Origin of the sequence: Flavobacterium sp. 20NA77.7 (assembly GCF_031326205.1) — a bacterium.
In the GTDB taxonomy this organism is placed as follows: Bacteria; Bacteroidota; Bacteroidia; order Flavobacteriales; family Flavobacteriaceae; genus Flavobacterium; species Flavobacterium nakdongensis.
Window position 1 is genome coordinate 642897 of the sequence record NZ_CP133721.1, and the last position, 24293, is coordinate 667189.

Annotated in this window: 27 protein-coding genes and 1 tRNA gene; 13 read left to right on the forward strand and 15 right to left on the reverse strand. The window is 30.2% G+C overall.

Going from position 1 to position 24293, the window contains the following annotated elements; translation table 11 throughout:
- The first annotated feature begins 2 nt into the window (after nt 1-2).
- Genes RF683_RS02675 through RF683_RS02685 form a run of 3 tightly spaced genes read left to right on the forward strand, consistent with a single transcriptional unit; the run spans nt 3 to nt 2683 of the window.
- A complete protein-coding gene (locus RF683_RS02675) occupies nt 3-788 on the forward strand; it encodes a rhomboid family intramembrane serine protease (RefSeq protein ID WP_309532675.1) in 786 nt (261 codons plus the stop codon).
- A gap of 3 nt (nt 789-791) precedes the next feature.
- Nucleotides 792-1628, forward strand: coding sequence for a rhomboid family intramembrane serine protease (locus RF683_RS02680; RefSeq protein WP_309532676.1), 837 nt, complete (start codon nt 792-794; stop codon nt 1626-1628).
- A 35-nt stretch (nt 1629-1663) separates the two neighbouring features.
- The gene (locus RF683_RS02685; RefSeq protein WP_309532677.1) at nt 1664-2683 is read left to right on the forward strand and encodes an endonuclease/exonuclease/phosphatase family protein; all 1020 of its coding nucleotides are present in this window, start codon (nt 1664-1666) and stop codon (nt 2681-2683) included.
- On the opposite strand, the gene RF683_RS02690 is transcribed toward RF683_RS02685, so the two are convergent.
- The 6 genes from RF683_RS02690 to RF683_RS02715 all read right to left on the reverse strand — a co-directional run bounded on the left by RF683_RS02690 (nt 2666) and on the right by RF683_RS02715 (nt 8196).
- Complete coding sequence (locus RF683_RS02690) at nt 2666-3286, reverse strand: WbqC family protein (protein WP_309532678.1); 621 nt, start codon at nt 3284-3286, stop codon at nt 2666-2668. The genes RF683_RS02685 and RF683_RS02690 overlap by 18 nt on opposite strands.
- Before the next feature lie 126 nt (nt 3287-3412).
- The gene (gene lepB, locus RF683_RS02695; RefSeq protein ID WP_309532679.1) at nt 3413-5137 is read right to left on the reverse strand and encodes a signal peptidase I; all 1725 of its coding nucleotides are present in this window, start codon (nt 5135-5137) and stop codon (nt 3413-3415) included.
- Nucleotides 5138-5183: 46 nt separating this feature from the next.
- The gene (dapB, locus tag RF683_RS02700; protein ID WP_309532680.1) at nt 5184-5900 is read right to left on the reverse strand and encodes a 4-hydroxy-tetrahydrodipicolinate reductase; all 717 of its coding nucleotides are present in this window, start codon (nt 5898-5900) and stop codon (nt 5184-5186) included.
- Between the two features lie 62 nt (nt 5901-5962).
- On the reverse strand, nt 5963-6526 hold the full coding sequence (locus tag RF683_RS02705; RefSeq protein ID WP_309532681.1) for a DUF5683 domain-containing protein: 564 nt from the start codon (nt 6524-6526) through the stop codon (nt 5963-5965).
- Nucleotides 6527-7426, reverse strand: a complete 900-nt coding sequence (locus RF683_RS02710; RefSeq protein WP_309532682.1) for a ParB/RepB/Spo0J family partition protein — start codon at nt 7424-7426, stop codon at nt 6527-6529.
- A 5-nt stretch (nt 7427-7431) separates the two neighbouring features.
- Entirely contained in the window at nt 7432-8196 is a 765-nt protein-coding gene (locus tag RF683_RS02715; protein WP_298660240.1) for a ParA family protein, read from the reverse strand.
- 149 nt (nt 8197-8345) lie between these two features.
- On the opposite strand from RF683_RS02715, the gene idi reads away from it, so the two are divergent.
- The 6 genes from idi (at nt 8346) to RF683_RS02745 (ending at nt 11193) form a co-directional block, all read left to right on the forward strand.
- Nucleotides 8346-8873: an isopentenyl-diphosphate Delta-isomerase gene (gene idi / locus RF683_RS02720; RefSeq protein ID WP_309532683.1), complete on the forward strand. Its 528-nt coding sequence runs from the start codon at nt 8346-8348 to the stop codon at nt 8871-8873.
- Between the two features lie 7 nt (nt 8874-8880).
- A complete protein-coding gene (locus RF683_RS02725) occupies nt 8881-9291 on the forward strand; it encodes a 6-pyruvoyl trahydropterin synthase family protein (protein ID WP_309532684.1) in 411 nt (136 codons plus the stop codon).
- A 1-nt stretch (nt 9292) separates the two neighbouring features.
- On the forward strand, nt 9293-9748 hold the full coding sequence (locus tag RF683_RS02730; protein ID WP_309532685.1) for a peroxiredoxin: 456 nt from the start codon (nt 9293-9295) through the stop codon (nt 9746-9748).
- 1 nt (nt 9749) lies between these two features.
- Nucleotides 9750-10712: a type I phosphomannose isomerase catalytic subunit gene (locus RF683_RS02735; RefSeq protein ID WP_309532686.1), complete on the forward strand. Its 963-nt coding sequence runs from the start codon at nt 9750-9752 to the stop codon at nt 10710-10712.
- Nucleotides 10713-10770: 58 nt separating this feature from the next.
- The gene (locus tag RF683_RS02740; RefSeq protein WP_309532687.1) at nt 10771-11040 is read left to right on the forward strand and encodes a hypothetical protein; all 270 of its coding nucleotides are present in this window, start codon (nt 10771-10773) and stop codon (nt 11038-11040) included.
- Nucleotides 11041-11119: 79 nt separating this feature from the next.
- Nucleotides 11120-11193, forward strand: a tRNA-Thr gene (locus tag RF683_RS02745).
- Nucleotides 11194-11233: 40 nt separating this feature from the next.
- Here RF683_RS02745 and RF683_RS02750 read toward each other — a convergent pair.
- The 7 genes from RF683_RS02750 to RF683_RS02780 form a co-directional block, all read right to left on the reverse strand.
- Nucleotides 11234-11800: a pentapeptide repeat-containing protein gene (locus tag RF683_RS02750; RefSeq protein ID WP_309532688.1), complete on the reverse strand. Its 567-nt coding sequence runs from the start codon at nt 11798-11800 to the stop codon at nt 11234-11236.
- Between the two features lie 41 nt (nt 11801-11841).
- The gene (locus tag RF683_RS02755; protein WP_309532689.1) at nt 11842-12555 is read right to left on the reverse strand and encodes a DUF4369 domain-containing protein; all 714 of its coding nucleotides are present in this window, start codon (nt 12553-12555) and stop codon (nt 11842-11844) included.
- An 89-nt stretch (nt 12556-12644) separates the two neighbouring features.
- Nucleotides 12645-14507, reverse strand: a complete 1863-nt coding sequence (locus RF683_RS02760) for a M61 family metallopeptidase (RefSeq protein WP_309532690.1) — start codon at nt 14505-14507, stop codon at nt 12645-12647.
- An 89-nt stretch (nt 14508-14596) separates the two neighbouring features.
- Nucleotides 14597-14881, reverse strand: a complete 285-nt coding sequence (locus tag RF683_RS02765) for a TIGR03643 family protein (protein WP_309532691.1) — start codon at nt 14879-14881, stop codon at nt 14597-14599.
- Between the two features lie 120 nt (nt 14882-15001).
- Nucleotides 15002-15604: an alpha-ketoglutarate-dependent dioxygenase AlkB family protein gene (locus tag RF683_RS02770; RefSeq protein WP_309532693.1), complete on the reverse strand. Its 603-nt coding sequence runs from the start codon at nt 15602-15604 to the stop codon at nt 15002-15004.
- Nucleotides 15605-15621: 17 nt separating this feature from the next.
- Complete coding sequence (locus tag RF683_RS02775; RefSeq protein WP_309532694.1) at nt 15622-16509, reverse strand: EamA family transporter; 888 nt, start codon at nt 16507-16509, stop codon at nt 15622-15624.
- 8 nt (nt 16510-16517) lie between these two features.
- Nucleotides 16518-17435, reverse strand: coding sequence for a LysR family transcriptional regulator (locus RF683_RS02780; protein ID WP_309532695.1), 918 nt, complete (start codon nt 17433-17435; stop codon nt 16518-16520).
- A gap of 80 nt (nt 17436-17515) precedes the next feature.
- Here RF683_RS02780 and RF683_RS02785 point away from each other — a divergent pair, with 80 nt between their 5' ends.
- The 3 genes from RF683_RS02785 to RF683_RS02795 are packed head-to-tail and all read left to right on the forward strand — an operon-like array spanning nt 17516 to nt 20281.
- Complete coding sequence (locus tag RF683_RS02785; protein WP_309532696.1) at nt 17516-18358, forward strand: DUF6671 family protein; 843 nt, start codon at nt 17516-17518, stop codon at nt 18356-18358.
- Between the two features lie 6 nt (nt 18359-18364).
- A complete protein-coding gene (locus RF683_RS02790) occupies nt 18365-19312 on the forward strand; it encodes an L-threonylcarbamoyladenylate synthase (RefSeq protein WP_309532697.1) in 948 nt (315 codons plus the stop codon).
- Between the two features lie 12 nt (nt 19313-19324).
- The gene (locus RF683_RS02795) at nt 19325-20281 is read left to right on the forward strand and encodes a sodium-dependent bicarbonate transport family permease (protein ID WP_309532698.1); all 957 of its coding nucleotides are present in this window, start codon (nt 19325-19327) and stop codon (nt 20279-20281) included.
- Here the strand turns inward: RF683_RS02795 and RF683_RS02800 are convergent.
- Both RF683_RS02800 and htpG read right to left on the reverse strand, forming a co-directional pair.
- A complete protein-coding gene (locus RF683_RS02800) occupies nt 20271-20672 on the reverse strand; it encodes a DUF2721 domain-containing protein (protein WP_309532699.1) in 402 nt (133 codons plus the stop codon). The genes RF683_RS02795 and RF683_RS02800 overlap by 11 nt on opposite strands.
- Nucleotides 20673-20798: 126 nt before the next feature.
- A complete protein-coding gene (htpG, locus tag RF683_RS02805; protein ID WP_309532700.1) occupies nt 20799-22682 on the reverse strand; it encodes a molecular chaperone HtpG in 1884 nt (627 codons plus the stop codon).
- A 159-nt stretch (nt 22683-22841) separates the two neighbouring features.
- Between htpG and RF683_RS02810 the strand changes: the two genes are divergently transcribed.
- Nucleotides 22842-24290, forward strand: coding sequence for a hypothetical protein (locus tag RF683_RS02810; protein WP_309532701.1), 1449 nt, complete (start codon nt 22842-22844; stop codon nt 24288-24290).
- Nucleotides 24291-24293: the final 3 nt, after the last annotated feature.

Consider the following 24293-nt stretch of genomic DNA (forward strand, 5'->3'; position numbering starts at 1 on the left):
CTATGTTCAATAACATGACACCAGTAGTGAAACAACTACTGATTATTAATATTGTTTGTTTTATAATGAGTCAAGTTGTGCCTCAGGCTTACGATTTATTCTCTTTATATTATTTTGAAAACAGTCAATTTAGAATTTGGCAACCCTTCACACATCTATTTATGCATTCTAAAGATAGTTTGATGCATATCTTTTTTAATATGTTTGCTTTAGTTTCATTTGGTTCGGCTTTAGAACATTTTTGGGGAGGTAAACGCTTTTTAATTTTTTATTTTGCTTGTGGTTTGGGAGCTGCAGCCTTACATATGGGTATGAATTACTATGAAATTCATCAAGTTACAGACGCTTTAGGTTTAAGCAGTCAAGATATACAAACGCTATATGCACATTCTTATCGTTCATTATTTAGTGCCGATGGGCAAATGACTAATGAAGCGGTTGTGCATATTTTAAATAAGGTTCAATGTTCTCAAGAACAATTTAATGTACTAACAAATGGATTTATTCCAGCGGTAGGTGCTTCAGGTGCTATATATGGTTTATTAGTTGCGTTTGCATTTATGTTTCCAATGGCTGAATTAGCTATGTTATTTATTCCAATTCCAATCAAAGCTAAATATTTTGTACCAGCTATTGTGCTTTTAGATTTATTTTCAGGTATAACCGGCTTTTCAATTTTTTCAGGAGGAAATATAGCACATTTTGCACATGTTGGTGGCGCAGTAACAGGATTTTTAATAATGCTACTTTGGCGAAATAGTAAATTTAATCATAGACGTTGGAATTAATATATGAACGAAATTTTTAAAGATATAAAAGAACAATACCGTTACAATGATGTTTCCCAAAAACTGATTTTTTGGAATATTGCTATTTTTATCCTTTCGTTAGCGATGTTTTTTCAATTTAAACTGGGTATTTTTAGTTTTCCTAACTATGTGGCACTAAGCTCGAATCCTGAACAATTCCGTTTTTTTCCTTGGACATTTATTTCCTATTCCTTTTTTCATGCTGATTTTTTACATTTACTCAGCAACATGTTGTTTTTGTTTTTCGCCGGACGATTATTTTTTACGTTTTTCAATGCCAATCAATTTTTAGCTACCTATTTTTTTGGCGCAATTGTTTCAGGAATTGTATATGTTTTAGTGCAACATTTTTATTTTTCTGATAATCAAATTGTTGGTGCAAGTGGCGCTGTGCTAGCTGTTTTTTTTACCGTTGTTTTTTATTCGCCCCTTTATTTGATTCGAATTCCATTAGTTGGAATCGTGAAATTATGGCATATTGGCTTCATTATCTTGTTGTTAAATGTTATTTATTTTGCCGTTGAGAACACTGGTGGACACGTGGCGCATCTCGCAGGTATTGGCTTTGGCTATCTGAATTTATTTTTATTAAATAAAGGAGTCGATTTGAGTAAATTATTTGTTTTTAAAAAGTCAAAAAAAAATACTACCTTTAAAAAAGTTTATAAAACTAAATCTAATGTTTCTGCTATTCCCCAAATCAAGGAGAAAGACATCACTCAAAAACAAATAGATGATATATTAGATAAAATTAGTAAATCGGGTTATGATAGCCTAACCAAAGAAGAGAAAGAGTTTTTATTTAAAGTGAATCAATAGAGTTGTTTAAAGGTATATCTTTGATATCAAAAATCATGTTATTTCTTAATGTTATAGTGAGTACTACAACGTTATTAGCCTATTTATTGCCTTTTTTAGCCCCTAGATGGTTTGCTTTTTTAAGTGTTTTAACCTTATTCTTACCATTTTTGTTAATTGTTAATTTATTGTTTTTTTTATTTTGGTTTATCCAATTAAAAAAATTCATTTTTGTCTCTGGTATTACACTTTTATTAGGTATTACTTTTATTAATAAGTTTTACAATTTACAAGAAACAATTTTGCCAAAAGAGGAAAGTGATTTTACAGTGATGAGCTATAATGTGCGCCTTTTTAATAAATTTAAATGGTATTCAAAGGCAAATATACCTCAGCAAATTGCCCAATTTGTTTCTGAAAAAAATCCTGATATTTTATGTGTTCAAGAATATTCTGAACTTGAAAAAACGCGTTTTTCGACCTATCCTTATAAACAGGTTTTTAAAGAAGGGAAAAATATTATTGTAGGAAATGCTATTTTTTCAAAGTATAAAATTATTAATAAAGGTAAAATTTCGTTTCCAGGATCTAGTAATAATGTTGTTTTTGCAGATATTCTAAAAGAAAAAGATACGTTACGTTTATATAGCATGCACTTACAATCCATTAAAATTAGTACAGATATTGAAGATGAAGCTATTGAAAAGATGGATGAATCTAAGTCTAAGTATATTTATAAACGCTTAAGTAACGCGTTTAAGAAACAGCAAGAACAGGCCGAATTGATAAAAAAACACTATAGAGCTTGTCCCTATAAAAAAATTGTGTGTGGTGATTTAAATAATAGCGCTTTTTCTTATGTGTATAGAGCAGTTAAAGAAACGATGCAAGATACATTTGAGACAAATGGTTCAGGATTTGGGAAAACCTATAATTTCAAGTATTATCCTGCTCGAATAGATTATATTTTGGTGGATAAAACTATGCTTGTAAAACAATTTGATACGTTTAATGATTTTTATAACAGCGACCATTTTCCGCTATTGGCTCGTCTAAATTTAAAGCATCGTAGGTAACGATTGGTTTTTTAGATAATCTACCGCATAACGACCTTCGTTAAACAATAGATCTAAAATTGACAAGTTATTTATAAAACCGTGTTTATCGTCAAAAACTTGTATGTAAGGTTCAATTTGTGTGGTATCTTTTTTTCCATTTACTAGGTTTCTAAAGTCAACAAAATCTTTATTTTCGTGATGGTATTCTGTGGTTTTATCAAATGCTAGTTGAAACCCTAGACAGTTATTTAGTATTTCCATTATTTGAAAATTTAAATCCTGCATGAAAATAGTTTTTCTTTCAAAAATAGGGCGAATGTCATCTTCAAAATATTCAAAAAATGGGGAAGTACGATAGGCAGCTTCTAACGATTTAAAATGATTTTTTTGCCAGTCAAAAGCGTATTCAATTTTTACATCCTTAAATTTTTGTCTCTCTAAAGCATGTTTAATAGGAATATTAAGCATTTGTAATCCATTTGGACTATAGATATACATTCTATTTCTATTGGACTGCTTTTGAAAGGTATCTTCCACTTCAAATTTTACACCTTCTGCCTGAACCATAGCAACGTAATGACTAATTGAAGGAAAATAAGTAGGATACAGGAGAATGTTCATTTAGAAAAATCGTTTAATATTGACAAATACAAAAAAATTAATTGTCATTTCGACGAAGGAGAAATCACATGAAATTATTCTCTTTATGATATTTCTCCTTCGTCGAAATGACAAAATGGAATAATATTAATTGTTTATTTCTTTTTCTTTCTTCTTTTTATTTCTGAAATAATCAAAAGCGTAATAGGCAATTACTAATCCAAGGAAATATTTAAAATAAGATTTTGGTTCTCCTTCACCACTAACGGTTGTAAATATACGTTCAGGTCTAAATTTATTTAATAAGCCAGGTGTATTCCAATCTATGCTCATCCAAATAAAAACAGGTTTTCCTACAATATGATCTTCTGGAACAAAGCCCCAATAGCGTGAATCTTCAGAATTGTGTCTGTTATCTCCCATCATCCAATAATAGTTTTGTTCAAAAGTATAGGAAGTGACTGGTTTACCATCAATTCTAATTTCGTTTCCATTTACTTGAAGTTTGTGGTGTTCATATTCGGTAATAATCATTTTATAGAAAGGTAAAGTTTCTGTGTTTAGCTTTACCGTTTCTCCCGCAGTAGGAATTTTTATAGGACCTAAGTTGTCCTGTGTCCAATTCTTTGTATGTGGAAAAATTCTAAAATCTTCATTTTTTTCTATAAATTTTGTGATAATTTGAAATTGATTAGGTAACTGTTTAATCAAATTAACTTTTTCAGCTGTTAAATTTAGCATGGCATATTCTAGCTTGTTAACATCAACATTTACTGTTTTTAATTTTTCAGCTTCTTCTATATCAACATCTCCAAAGGCTAGAGTAATTAAAGAGTCTTGATATGTTTTTATGAATCCACCTTTATTGTTTCTTTTAATTTCAGACAAATATTTTTGGAAATTAATATCTTCCCATAATTTTGTTTCAAACTTTACTATTTTTCTGCTTTCTGTAATGTCATTTTCAATTAAAAAATTATTCAAATTATCTGAAGAAACTTTTACAATATAATTAAACTGAGGTTTTGCTCTTTCTGGTAAGTGCACTAATTTATTGTTAACATATAAGTCGCTATTTTTAATTGTAATAACATCACCAGGTATTCCCACGCAACGTTTTACATAGTTGGATTTTTTGTCAATGGGTTTGTAATATTTAATTCCAGAATTGTCTCTAAACTTTGCAACAGTATCAACAGGCCAATTAAATACAACGATATCATTGCGTTCAATTTTTTGTAAGCCTGGCAATCTGAAATAAGGTAATTGAGGCCAACTAGAGTAGGATTTCTTCTTAATTAATGGAATAGTGTCATGTACCATTGGTGCAGCAACTGTAGTCATGGGTGTTCTTGCCCCATAATGAAACTTACTTACAAAAAGAAAATCGCCAACTAATAATGATTTTTCTAAAGATGAGGTTGGAATAACAAAAGGCTGTATAAAATAAGAATGCACTAGGGTAGCTACAATAATAGCAAAGCTCAATGATCCTAAAGTGTCAAGAGCTTTCGTAGCAGGTTTTGTGCTTCTGTTTGCTTCATAGCTAACTTGTTGGGTATAATTAACATAAGTAATGTAAAATCCTAGTGTAAGTACACCTAGCCACATGTCTTTGGTAGATTTTTTACCAAATGTGCGTAAGATTTCTATCCAAATTACAGGAAATAGCAATAGATTAATAATTGGAATAAAAATTAGTATTACCCACCATTTTGGTCGATTTATGAGTTGCATTAATGCAAATCCGTTGTATACAGGAATAAATGCTTCCCATGCTTTTTTACCCGCGACAGTGTATAATTTCCACGTAGAAATACCATGTAATGTACTAAGTATGATAATAGCTAAAATCCAACCTGTTGTTTCCATTTTTTATATCGTTTAATTGTTAAATTATCAAATTGTGTATGCTGTTTTATTTTAATTCAAGTACGTCTTTCATTGTAAAAACACCTTTTTTGCCAACTAACCATTCAGCAGCAATTACTGCGCCTAATGCAAAACCTTCCCTGTTATGTGCGGTATGTTTTATTTCTATTTGATCCACATTGCTGTCATAATAAATGCTATGTGTGCCAGGAACATTTTCAATTCTTTTGGCTGTTATAGGAATTTGTTTTTCGGTAGTAGTAGACGCCTCATTATCCCTTAAAACCCAACTGGAGTAATTTGAGTTTTCTATAATTCCATGGGCCAATGAGATTGCAGTGCCACTAGGTGCATCTAACTTTTGTGTATGATGAATTTCTTCCATGGATACATTATATTGTTTCAAGTTTGTCATCATTTTAGCTAAATAACTATTCAGTTCAAAAAAAATATTGACACCTAAACTAAAATTAGATCCATAAATAAAACTTCCATTCTTTTCGTTACATAAAGCAACCATTTTGTCATAGTCAGCTAACCAACCCGTTGTGCCGCAAACTACAGGTATTGAATTATTTAAACACTCTGAAATATTTGTTGCTGCCACACTAGGAATACTAAAATCAATAGCTAAATCAGCATTTAAAAGGCCTTCAAAAGAGCTATCACTCCCTTTTTTTAGCACAATTTGATGTCCGCGTTCTAAAGCAATTTTTTCAATTACTTTTCCCATCTTTCCGTATCCTAATAATGCAATTTTCATCTTCTATGATTTAAAACTATTGATAAGTAGTATTACAAACAAAATTGTTAATTAATTTTTTGTTAAAATTGATAGCTTAAACACAAACCTACTTCGTGTTTCTTGGTTAAGAAATTTTGATTAATTTGTGGTTTTAAGGTTAGGTCATCACTTACATTATATTGAAGTAAATGGGCATCTACATTAGCATCTATAATGTTTAAAATGTATAAACCTGCAGTAATTAAAATGGATAAGTCTCTATTTTTTTGATAAAATTTTTGACCCCTAATCACACTTTCTGTAGACAATCTGCCAAAATTTGGATCAGCTGTATTGTTTGTTCCTAGAAGTCTTGCTTTATATTCATTTCTATAACTAGTGTATTTTGTATTATTATCCACAATAAAATAAATACCTGTACCTATTGCAGCAAAGACAATGGGTATCTTCCAATATTTCTTATTATACGCTTGACCTAAACCAGGTAGAAGAGCTGAATAAAAAGCTGCTTTTGAAGGTGCTAATGGATTAATTGAATCTTTAACTTCTTTTTTTGTTGTAATTTTTAATTCATCTTTAGTCTGTGCATGAAGGGTTTGCCAACTTACGCAAAAAAATAAAATGATATGTACTAAAAATTTCACTTAAGATTGAATTAATTTAATGATTCTATTGAAATCTTCTTCGGAATGAAAAGGAATAGTAATTTTACCTTTACCATTAGAAGTAACATCAACGGCTATTTTTGCACCAAAAAAATCAGCAATTGCTTTTTTCTCTTGTACCGAAATAGCATATGATTTTGAAGCGGCTGATTTTGAAGTTTTTGGTTTTAAACTTTCTTGGTATTTTTTTACAACAGCTTCAGTTTCTCTTACAGAGAGATTTTGAGTGATAATTTTATGGTAAATGTCACTTTGAACATCTAAGTCTTCAATGTTAATTAGCGCTCTTCCGTGACCCATAGAGATGAAACCATCTCGCATGCCCGTTTGAATAATTGGGTCTAATTTTAACAAACGAAGGTAATTGGTAATAGTTGAACGTTTTTTACCCACGCGGTCACTTAATTCTTCTTGTGTAAGATTTATTTCATCAATAAGTCTTTGATACGAAATAGCAACCTCAATAGGGTCAAGATCATGACGTTGAATATTTTCAACAAGTGCCATTACTAATGATTCGTTATCGTTTGCAATTCTTACATAAGTAGGAATGGTAGCTAAACCTATCAATTTTGAAGCACGTAAACGGCGTTCTCCCGAAATAAGTTGGTATTTATTAAAATCAATTTTGCGAACCGTAATAGGTTGAATTACACCAACTTCTTTAATTGATTTTGCTAATTCTTGTAATGTTTCTTCGTTGAAATTAGTTCGCGGTTGAAACGGATTAATTTCAATCGTATTGATATCAAGTTCAATAATGTTTCCCACAACTTTATCTGCACCTTTATCTTCAACAGATTTTATGTCATTTGAAGGGTCACTCAAAAGGGCTGATAATCCTCTTCCCAGTACAGGTTTTTTTACTGCTTTTGTCATCTGTATTAATTATTTTTCTTGATAATTTCTTCTGCTAAATTAATATAATTTGAAGCACCTTTACTTGTTGCGTCATAATTTATGATACTTTCACCAAAACTTGGTGCTTCGCTTAGTTTTACATTTCTTTGAATTATAGTATCAAAAACCATATTGTTAAAATGTTTTTGTACTTCATCAACTACTTGATTTGAAAGTCTTAAGCGCGAATCATACATCGTTAATAAAAGACCTTCAATGTCTAAATTAGGATTGTGAATTTTTTGCACACTCTTAATTGTGTTTAATAATTTTCCTAACCCTTCCAAGGCAAAATATTCGCATTGAATAGGTATAACCACACTGTCTGCTGCGGTTAATGCATTTAGTGTTAATAAGCCTAAAGATGGTGCACAATCAATGATTACGTAGTCATACGCTTCTTTAATAGTTTTTAGTGCTTCTTTAAGCATGTATTCTCTATTTTCTTTATCAACTAACTCAATTTCTATGGCTACTAAATCAATATGTGCAGGAATTACAGAAACATTTGGTGCCGAACATCCTATTATGGCTTCTTCTGGTGCATTGCTATGTTCTAAAATTTGATACGTTCCAATTTCAACTTGTTCTACATCAATACCTAATCCAGAAGTAGCGTTTGCTTGTGGATCGGCATCTATTAATAATACTTTCTTTTCCAAAACACCTAATGCTGCTGCTAAATTAACAGAAGTAGTTGTTTTTCCTACACCACCTTTTTGGTTTGCAATTGCAATGATTTTACCCATTTTATTCTTAAAATTTTCGAATGGTAAAAATACAATTATTTATGGTATTCGCAACCCAAATTTATTAACAATGCGTTAAAGTCTTGTTTTCGTTTTAACTGGCCCTTTTTAAATGTATTTTTTGTAATTTTACAACAAAATTTAAGACTGTGATAGAAGAAAAAGTAATATTAGTGGATGAAAATGATTGTCCCATTGGGCTTATGAATAAACTTGAAGCACATGAAAAAGCAGTGCTTCATAGGGCTTTTTCAGTTTTTGTCTTAAATGATAAAAATGAAATCATGTTGCAGCAACGTGCACATCATAAATACCATTCACCTTTGCTTTGGACAAATACATGTTGCAGTCATCAAAGAGAAGGAGAAACAAATATACAAGCTGGAAAACGTAGGTTGCGAGAAGAAATGGGATTTGAAGTTGAATTGAAAGAAATGTTTCATTTTATTTACAAAGCTCCCTTTGATAATGGATTAACGGAACATGAATTAGACCATGTCATGATTGGTTATTCTAATGCTACACCTGATATCAATAAAGATGAAGTGGAAGATTGGAAATGGATGAGTATTGAAGCGGTAAAACAAGACATCACAAATCAACCTCAGTTATATACGGTTTGGTTTAAAATAATTTTTGAAGAATTTTATCATCATTTTGAAACCGAAATAAAATAAAGCGATTATGAATGTAACTGTAAGTAGAAAAGCCCATTTTAATGCTGCACATCGTTTGTATCGCAAAGATTGGACTATGGAGCAAAATGATGCTGTTTTTGGAAAGTGTAATAACCCAAATTTTCATGGGCACAATTATGAATTGATTGTAAGTGTTACAGGAGCAATTAATCCAGAAACGGGCTTTGTAATCGATGTAAAAGTGCTTTCAGATTTGATAAAAATTCATATTGAAGAGGCATTTGATCATAAAAATTTGAATTTAGATGTACCAGAATTTAAAGAATTAAATCCAACTGCCGAACACATAGCTGTTGTCATTTGGAATAAATTAAGAATGCATATTTCAAATGAATTGGAATTAGGGGTTGTCTTGTATGAAACACCACGAAATTTTGTAACTTATAACGGAAACTAATATGGCAATTCAAGTAGGAGATTTTTTGCCTGATTTTCAAGGTATAGATCAAAATAATCAACTTTTTGATAGTTCAAGCTTAAAAGGGAAACAGGCTGTAATTTATTTTTATCCTAAAGATCATACACCAGGTTGTACCGTACAAGCATGTAGTTTTCGTGATGCGTATCAAGATTTTCAAGATTTAGGTGCGGTTGTTGTAGGGGTAAGTAGCGATTCTGTTGCTTCGCATCAAAATTTTCAAGAAAAACACCAATTACCCTTTACACTTATTGCTGATTTGGATAAAAAAATTAGGAAATTGTTTGGCGTACCAACAGCATTTTTTGGACTATTACCAGGTCGGGTAACCTATGTTTTTGATAAAAATGGAAAAGCTATCTTTGTGTTTGATAGTATGCGTGCAAAACACCATATTGATAAAGCATTAGAAGTTTTACAAAATGAATTAAAATAAGATGAAGTTATATCCACTATCATTCACGCCCATTTTAAAAGAGCGCATTTGGGGAGGTACTAAATTACAAACAGTACTTCACAAATCTTCTTTATCTAAAAATATGGGAGAAAGTTGGGAACTATCAGCTGTTTCCGACGATATAAGTGTGGTTAATAATGGCGCTGCTAAAGGTAAAACATTAACGGAATTAATTGATTTATTTCCAGAAGAGTTATTAGGTGAAAAGGTACTATTAAAATTTGGGAAACAATTTCCTTTGTTATTTAAATTTATTGATGCTAAAGAAGATTTATCGATTCAAGTACATCCAAATGATCAGTTGGCACAGGCAAGACATAATTCTTTTGGTAAAACTGAAATGTGGTATATTATGCAAGCTGATGAAAATGCTCGTTTAATCGTAGGCTTCAATAAAGAATCAACCCAAACAGACTATCTTTCACATTTGCAAACTAATTCACTTACTGAATTATTAAAAGAATATCCCGTACAAACAGGGGATGTATTTTTTTTAGAGACAGGAACAATTCATGCGATAGGGGCAGGCATATTATTGGCAGAAATTCAGCAAACAAGCGACATTACATACCGTTTATATGATTGGGGACGAGTTGACGATAAAGGAGTTTCCAGAGAACTACATACCGATTTAGCCCTTGAAGCTATAAATTACAATACTACAAAATCTAAAATTACGTATGATAATGTTATTGAAAACAAGTCGGTTACTGTTGTAGATTCGGTTTATTTTAAAACAAATTATTTACAGTTGTCTACTTCTTATTCTTGGATAAAAAAAGAAGATGCTTTTACTGTTTTTATGTGTGTGGAAGGAAAATGTACACTTACGTATGAAGGAGAACTATTTTCTTTAGTAAAAGGTCAAACCATACTAATTCCGGCTTCTATAACACATTTTTTACTTGAAGGAAGTGCAACTTTACTTGAAATTTCAATTTAACTATTGCGGTGTCAATATATTATTCTAATTTTGCAACATAATTTTTAAAGATAAAAAAATGGCAAGCGTTAAAAACTTGAAAAAAGAGATTAACTATGTATTAGGTGACATCATCAACATAGTTTACATTTGGGAAATGACAACTACAGGAAAACCAACTGAAGCTTCAGATGCATTATTAGATGATATTATGGATACTTTTGATTCATTAATGACAAGAATTAGTGAAAAAAAGGTTGAAAATAAAAAATCACATTTCAAACAAATCCAAAAAGATTTTGAAGATGCTGCAAATCAATTTGTTGCAAAAGTAAATGCATTAAACTAAAAAAAAGTTCTTAAAAAAAACTTTTATTTTTTTGGAATATTGAAATAGGGCTGTATATTTGCACCACAATAATTGAGTTGCCGGTGTAGCTCAGCTGGCTAGAGCAGCTGATTTGTAATCAGCAGGTCGTGGGTTCGAGTCCCTCCATCGGCTCAAAAAAAGGAAAGTGAAAACTTTCCTTTTTTTATTTCTATTATTCTATACTAATCTTATAGAATTCAAGTAGTCCTTTTAGGTTGTCTGCACTAAATTTTGCTCCTTTTACTTTATTTGAAGCTAAATTAATACTAAAGTTTGTTGCGGTTTTAAAATTTGTTTTTTCTAAATTCGTTTGTTCAAAAATACTTCGGGTTAAATCGCACGAATCAAAAACAATTCCACTTACATCACTTTCAGTAAAATCAATTTCTTGCAACGTACTTTTCGAAAAAGAACAATACTTTAACTTCATTTTATAAAATGAACATAATTGTAAAGCACAATTTTCAAAAGCGGCTTCAAATAGAAATGTATTGCAATGTTCAAAATGAAGCCCAACTAATTTACATGAAGTAAATACTACTTCTTTAAAAGCTGTTAACGATAGGTTAGGGCTTGTAAATATACAATCGGTAAATTGACAATTTGAAAATTCTATTTTACTTATATCAACTTGGTTAAATTGACATCCATTAAAAATACAATTTTCATAAATGCCTTTTGCTATGGGTTGCATAGCAAAATCTATTTTGCTAAACGTTTGGTCGTAATAGGTTTGCATAGGTTATAAAAAAACTGCCCTATTAGGAGCAGTTTATTATTTTATTTTTCAATTTCTCTTCGTTCTTTAATCCACTGGGTTAGCCTTTTACCATATAAAGATTTAGCTACTTGTGGACTCATAGATTTTTGTATGGTGTCTAATAATTTCAAATTAGCATCTGGAATTTCACTTAATGCTAAGTAAGGAGCTACTTCGCTTTTTCCATTTACAACAGCAAAATTAGCTGTGTATAAGTATTTTCTAATAGTAAGTTTGTCTTTATCAGCTTTTATTTTTTCAGAAATACTTGTGTTATTTGTTTTAAGATTTTTTAATTCCTTTGCTACTAATTCTATTTTATCATTAGCAATATTGTTTTTAATTTTTTGGTATTCTTCGTATACTTTTTGATTTTTAGAACCTGTAAATCTTGCACTTGCATAAAATTCTTTTAACGTAGTTTCAAATTTCATTACGCCAGGTTCTGCAAAAAATTGTAAGGTATTGTCAATAGATTTAGTTTGTCCTCTGTCAAGAAAAATGTATAACATTTGAGGTTCTTCGAGTTGTAAATAGGTGTCAAATGATGATTTTCCCTCAAATTGAATAGTATCTAAATTGATTAAAGAAGTATCTTTTAGTTGTTGAATGTATATTTTGCCTTGTTTTAATCCATCAATGTTTCCAACTAAATGTAAATTCCCTTTTTTAGTATTTTCTTTTGAACAAGCCAATGCTAAAACAAGAATGGCCAATGCTACTATTTTTTTCATTTTTCATTTAAATTTTGATGTGCAAAGTAATAAAAAAATCCTCAAACAATAAGCTGTTTGAGGATTAGATTTTATTTAAATTATCGAAATTAGCCTTTTAACCAAGCATTTTTCAAATTTTCTTTAGATTTATCAGTTGCCATAAATCCGTCTTTTTCAGTTTTTGGTAATACAATTTTACCCGTTAAGGTTTGTTCTTTACCATCTCGACTAATTTTGACTGTAATGTTATCTCCTTCTTTAAAATCTTCACTAGCCATGATTAAATCATAAATATTATCAAAATTATAAGCTGTTCCATTTATGGCTAATATGTGATCTTCACCTTTAATGCCTAACGTGGTCATAAAGCTGTTTTCATTTACCATCGGCAATGCTATAATTTCTTTTGTGCTTTGGTCAACTCTAATATAAGGTGTTCTTTCATCTTTCAAGAATGCATTTCCAGGTACTTGAATTTTAGCATTTTTTACACCCATTTTAGCAAAGTAAAAATCGTAAGGAATTGGCGTTTCACCAGCCACATATTTCTCTAAAAAGGCACCAATTTCTGGATATGTGATTCTTGTGATAGTGGCAAATAATTCATTATCATTAAATGGTTTTTGGCTTCCAAACTCATTTGACAAATCTTGCATTAAACTTAAAATTCCTCTTTTACCACCGCTTAATTCTCTAAGTTGAATATCTAAGCACATAGCAATTAATGCCCCTTTTTGATACACATTGATGTATTGATCTTTATAAGGAGGGTTTAAAACGTTTTTACTCATTTTAGTAAAACTCATTTTGTCATTCATTGCGTTGGCTTGTTCAATTTTTCCTGCCATTCTTTTATAAAAATCTTCTTCAGATATAAGTCCTTGATTGATTTGGAATAAATTTGCAAAATATTCTGTAATACCTTCATACATCCATAAATGTTCTGACATTTTTGGACTATTATAATCAAAGAAATGAATTTCTCTAGAATGCACACTTAATGGCGTTACAATGTGAAAAAACTCATGTGAAACAACATCTTTTAGTTGTTCTTTAAGTGCTTCTAACGGCATCATTTCTGGCATAACTACTGTAGTTGAAGTAGTATGTTCTAAAGCACCAAATCCTTTAGCATCTTTACCCATTACATCAGATAAATATAATAAAATAGTATATTTTTTTGTACTATTAAATTTGCCTAAAAATCTTTTTTGTGCACGCATAAAGTTTTCCATTTCCGGAGTAATATCTGCTGCTTTATACTTGCCTTTTGGAGAATATACACTAATTACAATGTCCATGCCCTCTACATTAAACGCGGTATAATCTGGTTTTGAATACATGATTGGATGGTCAACCAATTCAGCATATCTAGATGTGTTAAATTGGTCAATTTCATTACTAGCGTTTGTGTCAATCATAGAAGTTGCTCCCCACAATGTAGCAGGATGTTTAATCTCAACCGAATAAGGTGTCTCTAAATGTCCATCAAAATACCCAACAAAGCCGTGTGTGTTTAAAACAAAATTTTCACCGGCAATTATGTTTGTACCTGCTGGAGAAAAAATATCATCTCCTTTTCCAAAACCTTCACCCGCTTCTGTGTCATAGGTGTCGTTTACCCAATAGGTTATTTTTGCAAGTGCTTTAGCATCTGAAATGGTATAAGAGTTATCATCCATTTTTGCAATTTTTAATGGATTTCCTTTTTTGTCAAATGCTTTTACGTTTTCTACAAATCGTCCATAATCATCTTCAGAATAGGTGCCTGGGACTATTTTAGGTATGTTGAATGTTATTGTTTCTGTTGTAAAAGTTGGCGGCATAATAGTAACTTGTACTTTGTCTTCTTTTACATTAACTAAATCAATACTTACTGAGACTGTTTTTTTGGGTGTTTCAGCAGCAAAAGTTGGTTTACAAGCTAAAATTAATAAAGCTAAACCGAAAGATTTAAGAATTTTTTTCATTTTTTTGATTTCAAATGTTTACTACTCATAAGTAGCAATTAGGTTGGTATTGTTACAAAAAAATCCCGAAATTTTCGGGATTATATTATTTAGTCAAATTTATTTTTAAAATAATACTTGCTGTCTAATTCATCATCGTCATCAAAGGCATTAAATTTTTGTGGTTTTGGCTTGGGTTTGCCTGCAGCAATTTTCTTTTTCCACAATTCAAAATTGTCTTTAGATAGACGTTTACGCATAATTTCAGTAACTTCACTTTCTGAAATTCCAAATTCTTCTTTAATTACTTCAAAAGGTTTTTTTTCCTCTTGAGCCATACTAACAACTCTATCTATTTCTTCGTTGTTTAGTTCTACTCTTTTACTTTTTTTCATTAGTCGAAAAGCACAATTAATGTTGGTTATAATTTGTTATATTTTAAATATAGTTCAATATTAATAAAAAAAAATAAAAAAATAAAAAATGAATATATTTTTTTCAAAAATAAAATAAGTCTAAAAAACGGTTCGAAAAGTTAGATTAATTCGTGTGTTTTTAGGTTGAGTCGCTTTGGGTAATTGATGTTTGTAATGTACTTGAGCACCTTCTTTCATAAGTAATAAACTGCCATGTTCGAGCAATATATCACATTTTATATTTTTGTTTGTAGTATGTTTAATTTGAAATTTTCTGGTTTCACCTAAACTAAGTGATGCTATTATAGGATCCTGGCCTAACTCTTTTTCGTTATCTGCATGCCACCCATTGCTATCTTTTTCATTTCTATATAAGTTTAAAAGAACTGAAGTAAATGAATGTTGCGCAATAGTTTCCACTTCTTCTTTTAGTAACCACACTAGGGGACTCCACGCTATTGGGTGCATTGTTATACCTGAATAGGAGTAGGGCTTACCTAAATTTCCATAGAGTGCGGTTAATCTGGGTTGGGCAATTTTCTTTCCAAAAATAGTAATATCGTCTTGTTGCCAAGGCGTTTCTTGAAGCAATTTTTCAAAATACAAGTCTGCTTTTTCTTGATTTAAAAAGTTAGGATAATAAATAAAGGTAGCGTCTGGTAAATCAAGATGTATGGGATCTAATGAAAATAAGGTTTCCATATAGTTTTAGTCACAAATTATTTTTTTTGAACATTCATTAATACAATAGCTATTAATATAAGTATAATACCAACCCATTGTAAAAATACTACTTGCTCATTTAATATAAAGAATGCCATTAATACGGATACTGGTAATTCTAAAGAGGAAACGATACTACCGAGTCCTATACCTGTTAATGGAAAACCAGCATTCATCAAAAGTGGAGGTATAATGGTGCCAAAAAGTGCTAAAAACAGACCGTATTCTAAAAAAATAGAATAGTTAAAAGATGTTTGTTGTGTAAATAAGGCAAACAAAAATACAATAACAGCACCACCTAAAAGCATATACAAACTTCTTTGCGCAGATGAAAGTTCAAGAGCAACTTTGTTAGCCGTAAACATAGTAGTTGTAAATGATGCTGCCGCTAATAATCCCCAAAGGATACCTTTCCAATCTATTTGTACTGTATTAGAGATTATATTAGTTGCCAATATAGTTCCAACAAGTACTATACTAACCGCAAGTATTTTTTTACTTGATGGTGCTTTTTTATCAAGAATCCATTCAAGTAGTACTCCCATCCATACGGTTTGCATAAGCAGTACAATGGCAATAGATACATTTATGTACTTTACACATAAATAATAGAAAACACTTGTCATCCCTAAAGAAGTTCCTGCTAACATTAATTGAAAAATATTTTTTCTAGAAACTACTTTAAATGTATTTCTCGCACTGTTTTTTTGAAACAAGTTTATAAGTACTATCCCAATAATACCTATGACAAATTGCGAAGTAGTTACTTCTGCCGTAGTATATCCATTTTTATAGGCTAACTTTACGAATGTAGCCAACATGCCATAACTTGTTGCGCCAAGTCCAACAAGCGTAACGCCTTTAACTAGTGAATTGTTTGTCATAATCAATTTTAAAATTTTGTAATCCAATGAAATTGTTGTTGAATTACCTTAGTTTTATTTGTGCTAATAAATTGTTTGTATGCTTCTGCAGCAGGAGATAAACTTTTGTTTTTTAAATGGATTAAATACCAGGTCGATATACTAGGTAAGTTTTTGACATTTAGTATTTTAAGTTCATTATTTAAAAGTTCATTTTTCAGACCTATAATCGGCATTATTGAAATACCAAGTTTTGCAATTACGGCTTGTTTTATCGCTTCATTAGATGCTAATTCAGTTGTTTTTTGATGCGATATTTTATTTTTTTTCAGAAAATTCTCCATTGCTTTTCTAGTAGCAGAACCTTGTTCTCTAAATAGGAGATTATAATTTTGTAATTCATCAAAATTTAGGTCATTTTTTTTAATGGAATTAGAACCAACAAAATAGAGTTTATTTTCCATTAATTCAATGCTTTCTACATCTAAATTTTCAGGTAATACTGAAACTAAGGCAAAGTCTATTTTATTTTTTTGCAGATCATCAAGCACTTGTAATCTATTTGTAACATCTAGTTTGAAATTTATTTGAGGATGTTCTTCAAAAAAATCTGTCAAAAAATAAGGCATGATATATTTACCAGTAGATACGACTGAAATATTTATATCTCCTGTTAATAGGCCTTTATAATTTTGGGTTTTGTAATTGACTAATTTTAATTCGTCAAGAATTTTTTTCGCAGATTCAGCGATTTCATAACCAAAATCAGTTATATAAATTTGTCTACCAATGGTTTCAGTAAGAGGAATATCAAACTGATCTTGAAAATTTTTTAACTGGATTGAAACAGCAGGTTGAGTTAAATTTAATTCCTCAGACGCTCTGGTGATGCTTTTTGTTTCCGTAATTTTTAAAAAAAGAATTAGTTGGTGTAGAGTATAATTCATAAATAATATTTATAATTATAATTGCAAAATTAAATAAAAATTTATAAAAACAAAGTCTTTATTTTGTAAAAATTTTTTGAATGCATCCAACATTTATTAATAGAACACTTTTTATTGCTACCAAGCATGGAAAGGAACATGCTTTAGCGCCATTATTATTAGATAAATTAGGAGTAGGAGTAGAAGTCGCATATATTGATACCGATATATTTGGAACTTTTTCTGGTGAAATTAATAGGAGTAAGTCTGTATTAGAAACATTGAGAGATAAGTGCAATAGAGCTAGGGAAATATATGGAATAGACTTAGTGCTTTCAAGTGAAGGTTCTTTTGGCCCCCATCCACAAATTGGTTTTATGCCTTGTAATGAAGAATATTTGATGTTAATAGACTTTTCTAATGATCTTGAAGTCGTAGCAAAAGTTTTTTCTATAGAGACAAATTTTTCGTCAATGATTATCAAAACACAAGAAGAATTGATAAATTTTGCAGATAAAGTTCATTTTCCGTCACATAAAATAATTATCCGAAAATCCCTAACAGATTTTACGGATATAAAAAAAGGCATTGGAAATTTTGATGATTTAATTTTTTATTTTAATGAAATTAAATCCCAACAAGGTTATGCTTATGTAGAAACAGATATGAGGGCTTTGCATAATCCATCACGAATGAAAGTGATAGAGCAAGCAGGTGAAAAATTAATAGAAAAGTTAAATAAATTTTGTCCAAATTGTTCTACACCAGGTTTTGATATCACTAAATTTGAAAAAGGATTGCCTTGTAGCTGGTGTGGAAATCCTACACAATCAATTTTATACACAATTGCTACTTGTTCTAAATGTTTATTTTTAGAAAAACATAAGTTTCCAAATGGGAAACAAGTAGAAGATCCACAATATTGTTCCTTCTGTAATCCATAAATTATTATGATAACTAAAGACATTAATTTAGTCAAAAAGTATTTAAGAGATGGAAAAAATGTAGTTATTCCTACCGAAACTGTATATGGTTTAGCTGGGTCAATATTCTCTGATGATGCTCTAAAATCTATATTTAGCATAAAGAAAAGACCATTCGAAAACCCTCTGATTGTTCATGTATCTAATAAATCTCAAATTAGAGATTTAGTTACAGAAATTCACCCCAAAATTGAATTATTAATCGATACATTTATGCCCGGACCTTTAACCGTAGTTTTGCCGAGTAATGAAAAAGTTTCGAAATATATTACAGCTGGGAAATCAACTGTTGCTGTTCGTATTCCAAATCATGAAATAACTCGAAAATTAATTGAAGAAATAGGTTTTCCTATCGCAGCGCCAAGCGCAAATCCGTTCCAACAAATTAGTCCAACAACCGCTGAACAAGTAGCGCATTATTTTTCAAACTTAGATCTCCCTATTTTAGATGGAGGTCAGTGTAACTGTGGAATAGAATCTACTATTGTAGGTATGGATAAAGATACGCCTATAATCTTCAGAAAAGGAGCAATTTCAATTGATAGAATAGAGCAATTAGTAGGTAAAGTTTTTCATCATTTGCCAAAATCTATACACATGCCTGGAATGTATAAAAAACATTATTCGCCTTTAACACCATTAAAATTAGTTAAAGAATTATCAGAATTATCACCAGAAGATATGAGTAAATATGTAGGTCTTTTGACATTCTCTGAAAGACCTATTTTATCAGGTTTTAGAAAAATTAAAGTTCTTTCTGAAACAGAAAATGAAATGGAAGCTATTAAAAATTTATACACTTATCTATTCGAACTAGATCAAGCAAAACTCGATTTGATAGTGGCAGTTAAAATTTCAATTAATTCAGAATTTGCTACATTAATTAATGAAAGATTAGAACAAGCATCAAATTAAAACTATTTTATTATGAATTTAAATTTATTAGTAGAAAACCTTACAAATCCTGCTTTATTATTTTTTGTTTTAGGATTGTTATCAGTAAGATTTAAAAGTGATTTAAAAATTCCTGAAAATTCATCGAAGTTTATTTCATTATACTTATTATTTTCAATTGGATTTAAAGGTGGTCAAGAATTGGCTCATAGTACATTTAATTTGGAAATTATTTGGGCTATAATTTTAGGATTTTTAATTGCTGTAGTAATTCCGTTATATACTTTTTTTATCTTAAAACAAAAATTAAATATAGAAAATTCTGGAGCCATAGCAGCGTCATATGGTTCGGTTAGTGCTGTTACATTTGTTACTGCAGTATCTTTTTTGGAAGCACACAAAGAAACTTTTGGAGGTCATATGGTAGCTGTTATGGCCTTAATGGAAGCACCTGCAATAATAATAGGAGTTTTATTAATAAAATTGTATGCCAAAGAGCAGAACGTGGTCTTAAGTTTTGGTTCAGTTATCAAACATGCTGTTACAAATGGAAGTGTTTTTTTAATACTAGGCAGTTTAGCAATTGGGTTTTTTGCAAATGAAAAAGAAGCTATGGGTATTAAACCTTTTACAACAGATATTTTTAAAGGTTTTCTCGCATTATTTCTGTTAGACATGGGAATAATTAGTGGTAAAAAAATTGGAGATTTAATAAAAAACGGAAAATTCACATTGATTTTTTCAATACTTATACCATTACTAAATGGTTGTGTAGTTGCTTATGTTACACAATGGTTTTTAGCTTCAACAGGAGATCGTTTTATGCTTGCAGTTTTAGCGGCAAGTGCTTCTTATATAGCTGTTCCAGCTGCAATGAAAATTGCTGTTCCAAAGGCAAATCCAGGTTTGTTTATTCCCATGGCTTTGGCGATTACTTTTCCAATTAACATTACGATTGGAATGCCAATATATTATTTGATTATAAATTAGTAGATTCTTCTAAATCTTTTAAATGAATACGAAGTGCCGTGACTGATATACTAACTTCCCAAAAAGATATACCTAAAGAAAGCAATAATGACAAAAGACTTGCCCCAAATGTATAGATACCAAAGCTGGATTTATTTAAATATAAGAGCAACATGGCAAAAACGGATAAAAATAAACTTAAAACACCAAAGAGTTGCATATAACGTATTAATGTTATCCTTAAATTCAAATTCTTTATTTCTAAAAGAATGCTTTTATTTTTATGGTCATCATAATTTTTCTTCAACCCACGAACAATTTGTGCAATCGTTAAAAAACGATTTGTATAAGCTAATAAAATTAATGAAGTGGCTGAAAAAAGTAAGGCAGGAGTTTCTAAAGATAAGTTCATGTAAGATTATTTTGTGGTTCAAATTTACAAAATATTGAGCTTTGTAATAAAAAAAAATCCTGACAGGCTTCAAAAATCTGACAGGATTAATTTGACTCTGAAATAAATTCAGAATGAAAATTTAGATTACTTCAACGTATCAAAACTTCTTTTTACAAAAGCAGTCAATTCTTCTCCTTTTAATAAACCTTGAGAAAGTTTGGCAATATCAAGAGCTTGTTTAACTAATTCTTTTTGGGCATCTTCATTGCTATTTAAAATAGAAGTAGCAAATTCAGAGTTTGTATTAACTACTAAATTATACATATCAGGCAAATTACCCATGCCAAACATGCCGCCACCACCTGTAGCACTCATTTCTTTCATTCTACGCATAAATTCTGGTTGTGTAATGATGAATGGTGAAGCATTGCTGTCTAAAGCTTCCATTTGAACTGTATAGTTTTCTTTAGGTATTACGGCTTCAATAGCCAATTTTAATTTCTCTTTTTCTTCGTCAGATAACTTTGAAATAGCTTCATCTTCTTTCTGAATTAATTTATCAATGTGATCGGCATCTACTCGCACAAAAGTTATATTTTCATTATCAGCCTCTAATTTTTGAATTAGATGAGAAACAATTGGAGAATCCAATACTAAAACTTTATAACCTTTTGCATTTGCTTCTGCAATATAACTGTGTTGGGTTTCTTTATTAGAAGCATACAGCACAACTAATTTCCCATTTTTATCGGTTTGGTTGTCTTTTAAATCTTCTTTTAATTCCGTTAACGTGTAATATTTGTCATCGGTTGTTGGATATAAAACGAAATCGCCTGCTTTTTCATAAAATTTAGGTTCAGAAAGCATGCCATATTCTAAAACAATTTTAATATCATTCCATTTTTTTTCAAAATCTTCACGATTTTCATTAAATAAAGATTTTAATTTGTCAGAAACTTTACGTGTGATATAATTTGAAATTTTCTTAACATTTCCATCAGCTTGTAAGTATGAACGCGATACGTTTAATGGAATGTCTGGCGAATCCACCACACCTTTTAACATCATCAAGAATTCAGGAACAATACCTTCAACATTATCTGTTACAAACACTTGATTTTGATACAATTGAATTTTGTCTTTTTGAATTTGTAAGTTGCTATCTAATTTTGGGAAGTATAAAATTCCTGTCAGATTAAATGGATAATCTACATTCAAATGTATGTTGAATAAAGGCTCGTCAAATTGCATTGGATACAATTCGCGATAAAAATTTTTATAATCTTCTTCTGATAAATCGTTCGGTTGTTTTGTCCAAGCAGGATTTGGATTGTTGATAATGTTATCTACATCAATGTATTCTGTTTTGTAGTCTTCACCAGCGTCTTCTGGTTTTGGTAAAGCTTCTTTTTTAGTTCCAAATTTAATTGGTACAGGCATGAATTTATTGTATTTAGTCAATAATTCACGAATTTTGGTTTCTTCTAAAAATTCTACTGAATCTTCAGCAATATGTAATATAATTTCTGTTCCTCTTTCTGTTTTGGAATGAGTTTCTAGAGTAAATTCAGGACTTCCGTCGCAAATCCAGTGTGCTGCTGGCTCATTTTTATGAGATTTTGTAATGATTTCTACTTTTTCAGCAACCATAAACGCAGAATAAAATCCTAGTCCAAAATGACCAATAATCCCTGAATCTTTGGCAGAATCTTTATATTTTTCCAGAAATTCTTCGGCACCTGAAAAAGCTACTTGATTGATGTATTTCTCTACTTCTTCAGCAGTCATACCTAAACCTTGGTCAAGAATATGCAATTTTTTAGCCTCTTTATCAATTTTTACTTCAATCATTGGATTGCCATATTCTACTTTGGCTTCACCAATACTAGTTAAATGTTTTAATTTTAAAGTAGCGTCGGTTGCATTGGATACTAATTCACGAAGAAAAATTTCGTGGTCGCTATACAAGAATTTTTTAATTAGGGGAAAGATGTTTTCTACTGAAACGTTAATTTTTCCTGTTGCCATATCTGTACTATTTTAATTTATTTTTACATCTACTTTTAGTCAAATTAAGTACCAAACTCATTAAAATGACAAATTGACATTTAGAAGTAAATTCATAAGTCTCTTTTTGTATTGGTATTATTTTTAATATATTTACCACTTAATATAAAAGAAAATTAAATGAGACAATTATTTTTAGCATTAGTATTTTCTATTGCAGCATTCGGTCAAAAAATTCAAATTAAAAAAGATAAAATACTATATGATAAGGCAGAAATTGCTGTCATAACAGAGCCGTTCAGAGATCATTATGATTTTGCAACATTAGCGGGGGAGAAAAAATTTTCAGTTGATTTTAAAGGTTTAAACGTTAATGCTTCTCAATTTTATCAATGGTTAGAAGTAACTTCTGCAGATGGTAAGCAAAAAACAGAAATACCTCACGATGTTTTAATTACGGCATTTGATGTAAAAAGAATTATCGCACACAATTTATCAGTTAAATATAACCTAATTGACGCAAATGGTATAAATGATAAGTCATTACAATCTTTTTTTGAAACTTCAAGAGAAAGTTTAAGCGATAAATATGGTAAAATTGTTGCTGCATCAAAATTTGAAGCAGATGAACAAAAAAGAAAAATTCAACAAGTTAAAAGTCAGTATAATCCACAAATTCAAAATGATAAATCAATTACCTTTTATATTAATGGAAAATTGACGATTGTAGGTAGAATGACAGCTAATCCTTATATAGTTGGTAATGGTGCTACAACCTATGTGTATGTAACCGATTTAGATGGAAATCAAGTTGCTTCATTAGCTTCTACAAAATCATTTGACAATTACGCCATTTCAACCTTTGATGGTAAAAATTATGAATATTATACGAAGAGCATGTATAGCCATACTAATTCAACTTTTTTATATGAATTTTTATGTGACTTAGTAGCTAGAGGTTATACACTAGGACATCAAGTTAGGGATGAAAAAAATAAATTATATCAAGCAAAAGTTAATTTAGCAAAAGAGAGAAGTGTAAATATCTATAAACGAAATGGTTATTTAATTGATGAAGATGGTAAGCGATTAGATGGAATCATAAGTATTAATTTTCAAATGTTAGATATTAATGAAACGGGCCAAGTATTGCCAGAAGAAACTGCAGATAAATTTGGAAAGACGGTTTCAATAACTTATTTGAATGAGAAAAAACAAGAGCGTACAAAAACATTTAAAGCTAATTCTAAAGTATATTTTTGCATAACCGATGGCGCAGCTCCTATATTTTATTATGGAATGCCAGTAAAAGGTGATTCTATGAAAAAATTACAAAACATGACAAATTTTAGTTTTGACAATTCTTATTTTTATCAATTAATTCACAAAGAAACTAAAATAATGGTACTACAAGATCCTGTTGAAACAGAAAGATATGTGTTTAAAATTCCTTCTGAAGATAAAGGGCAAATGATTGATAAAAGAAGTACGGAAGAATTAAATCCTGTTCTTGCAGATTACTTAAAAGCTTGCAAAGCTTTGGCAACAGATATCAAAGGAAATCAATTTGATTTAAAAATAGAGTCAAATTTAATTACTATTGCAAAAGAATATCAAAACTGTAAATAATAA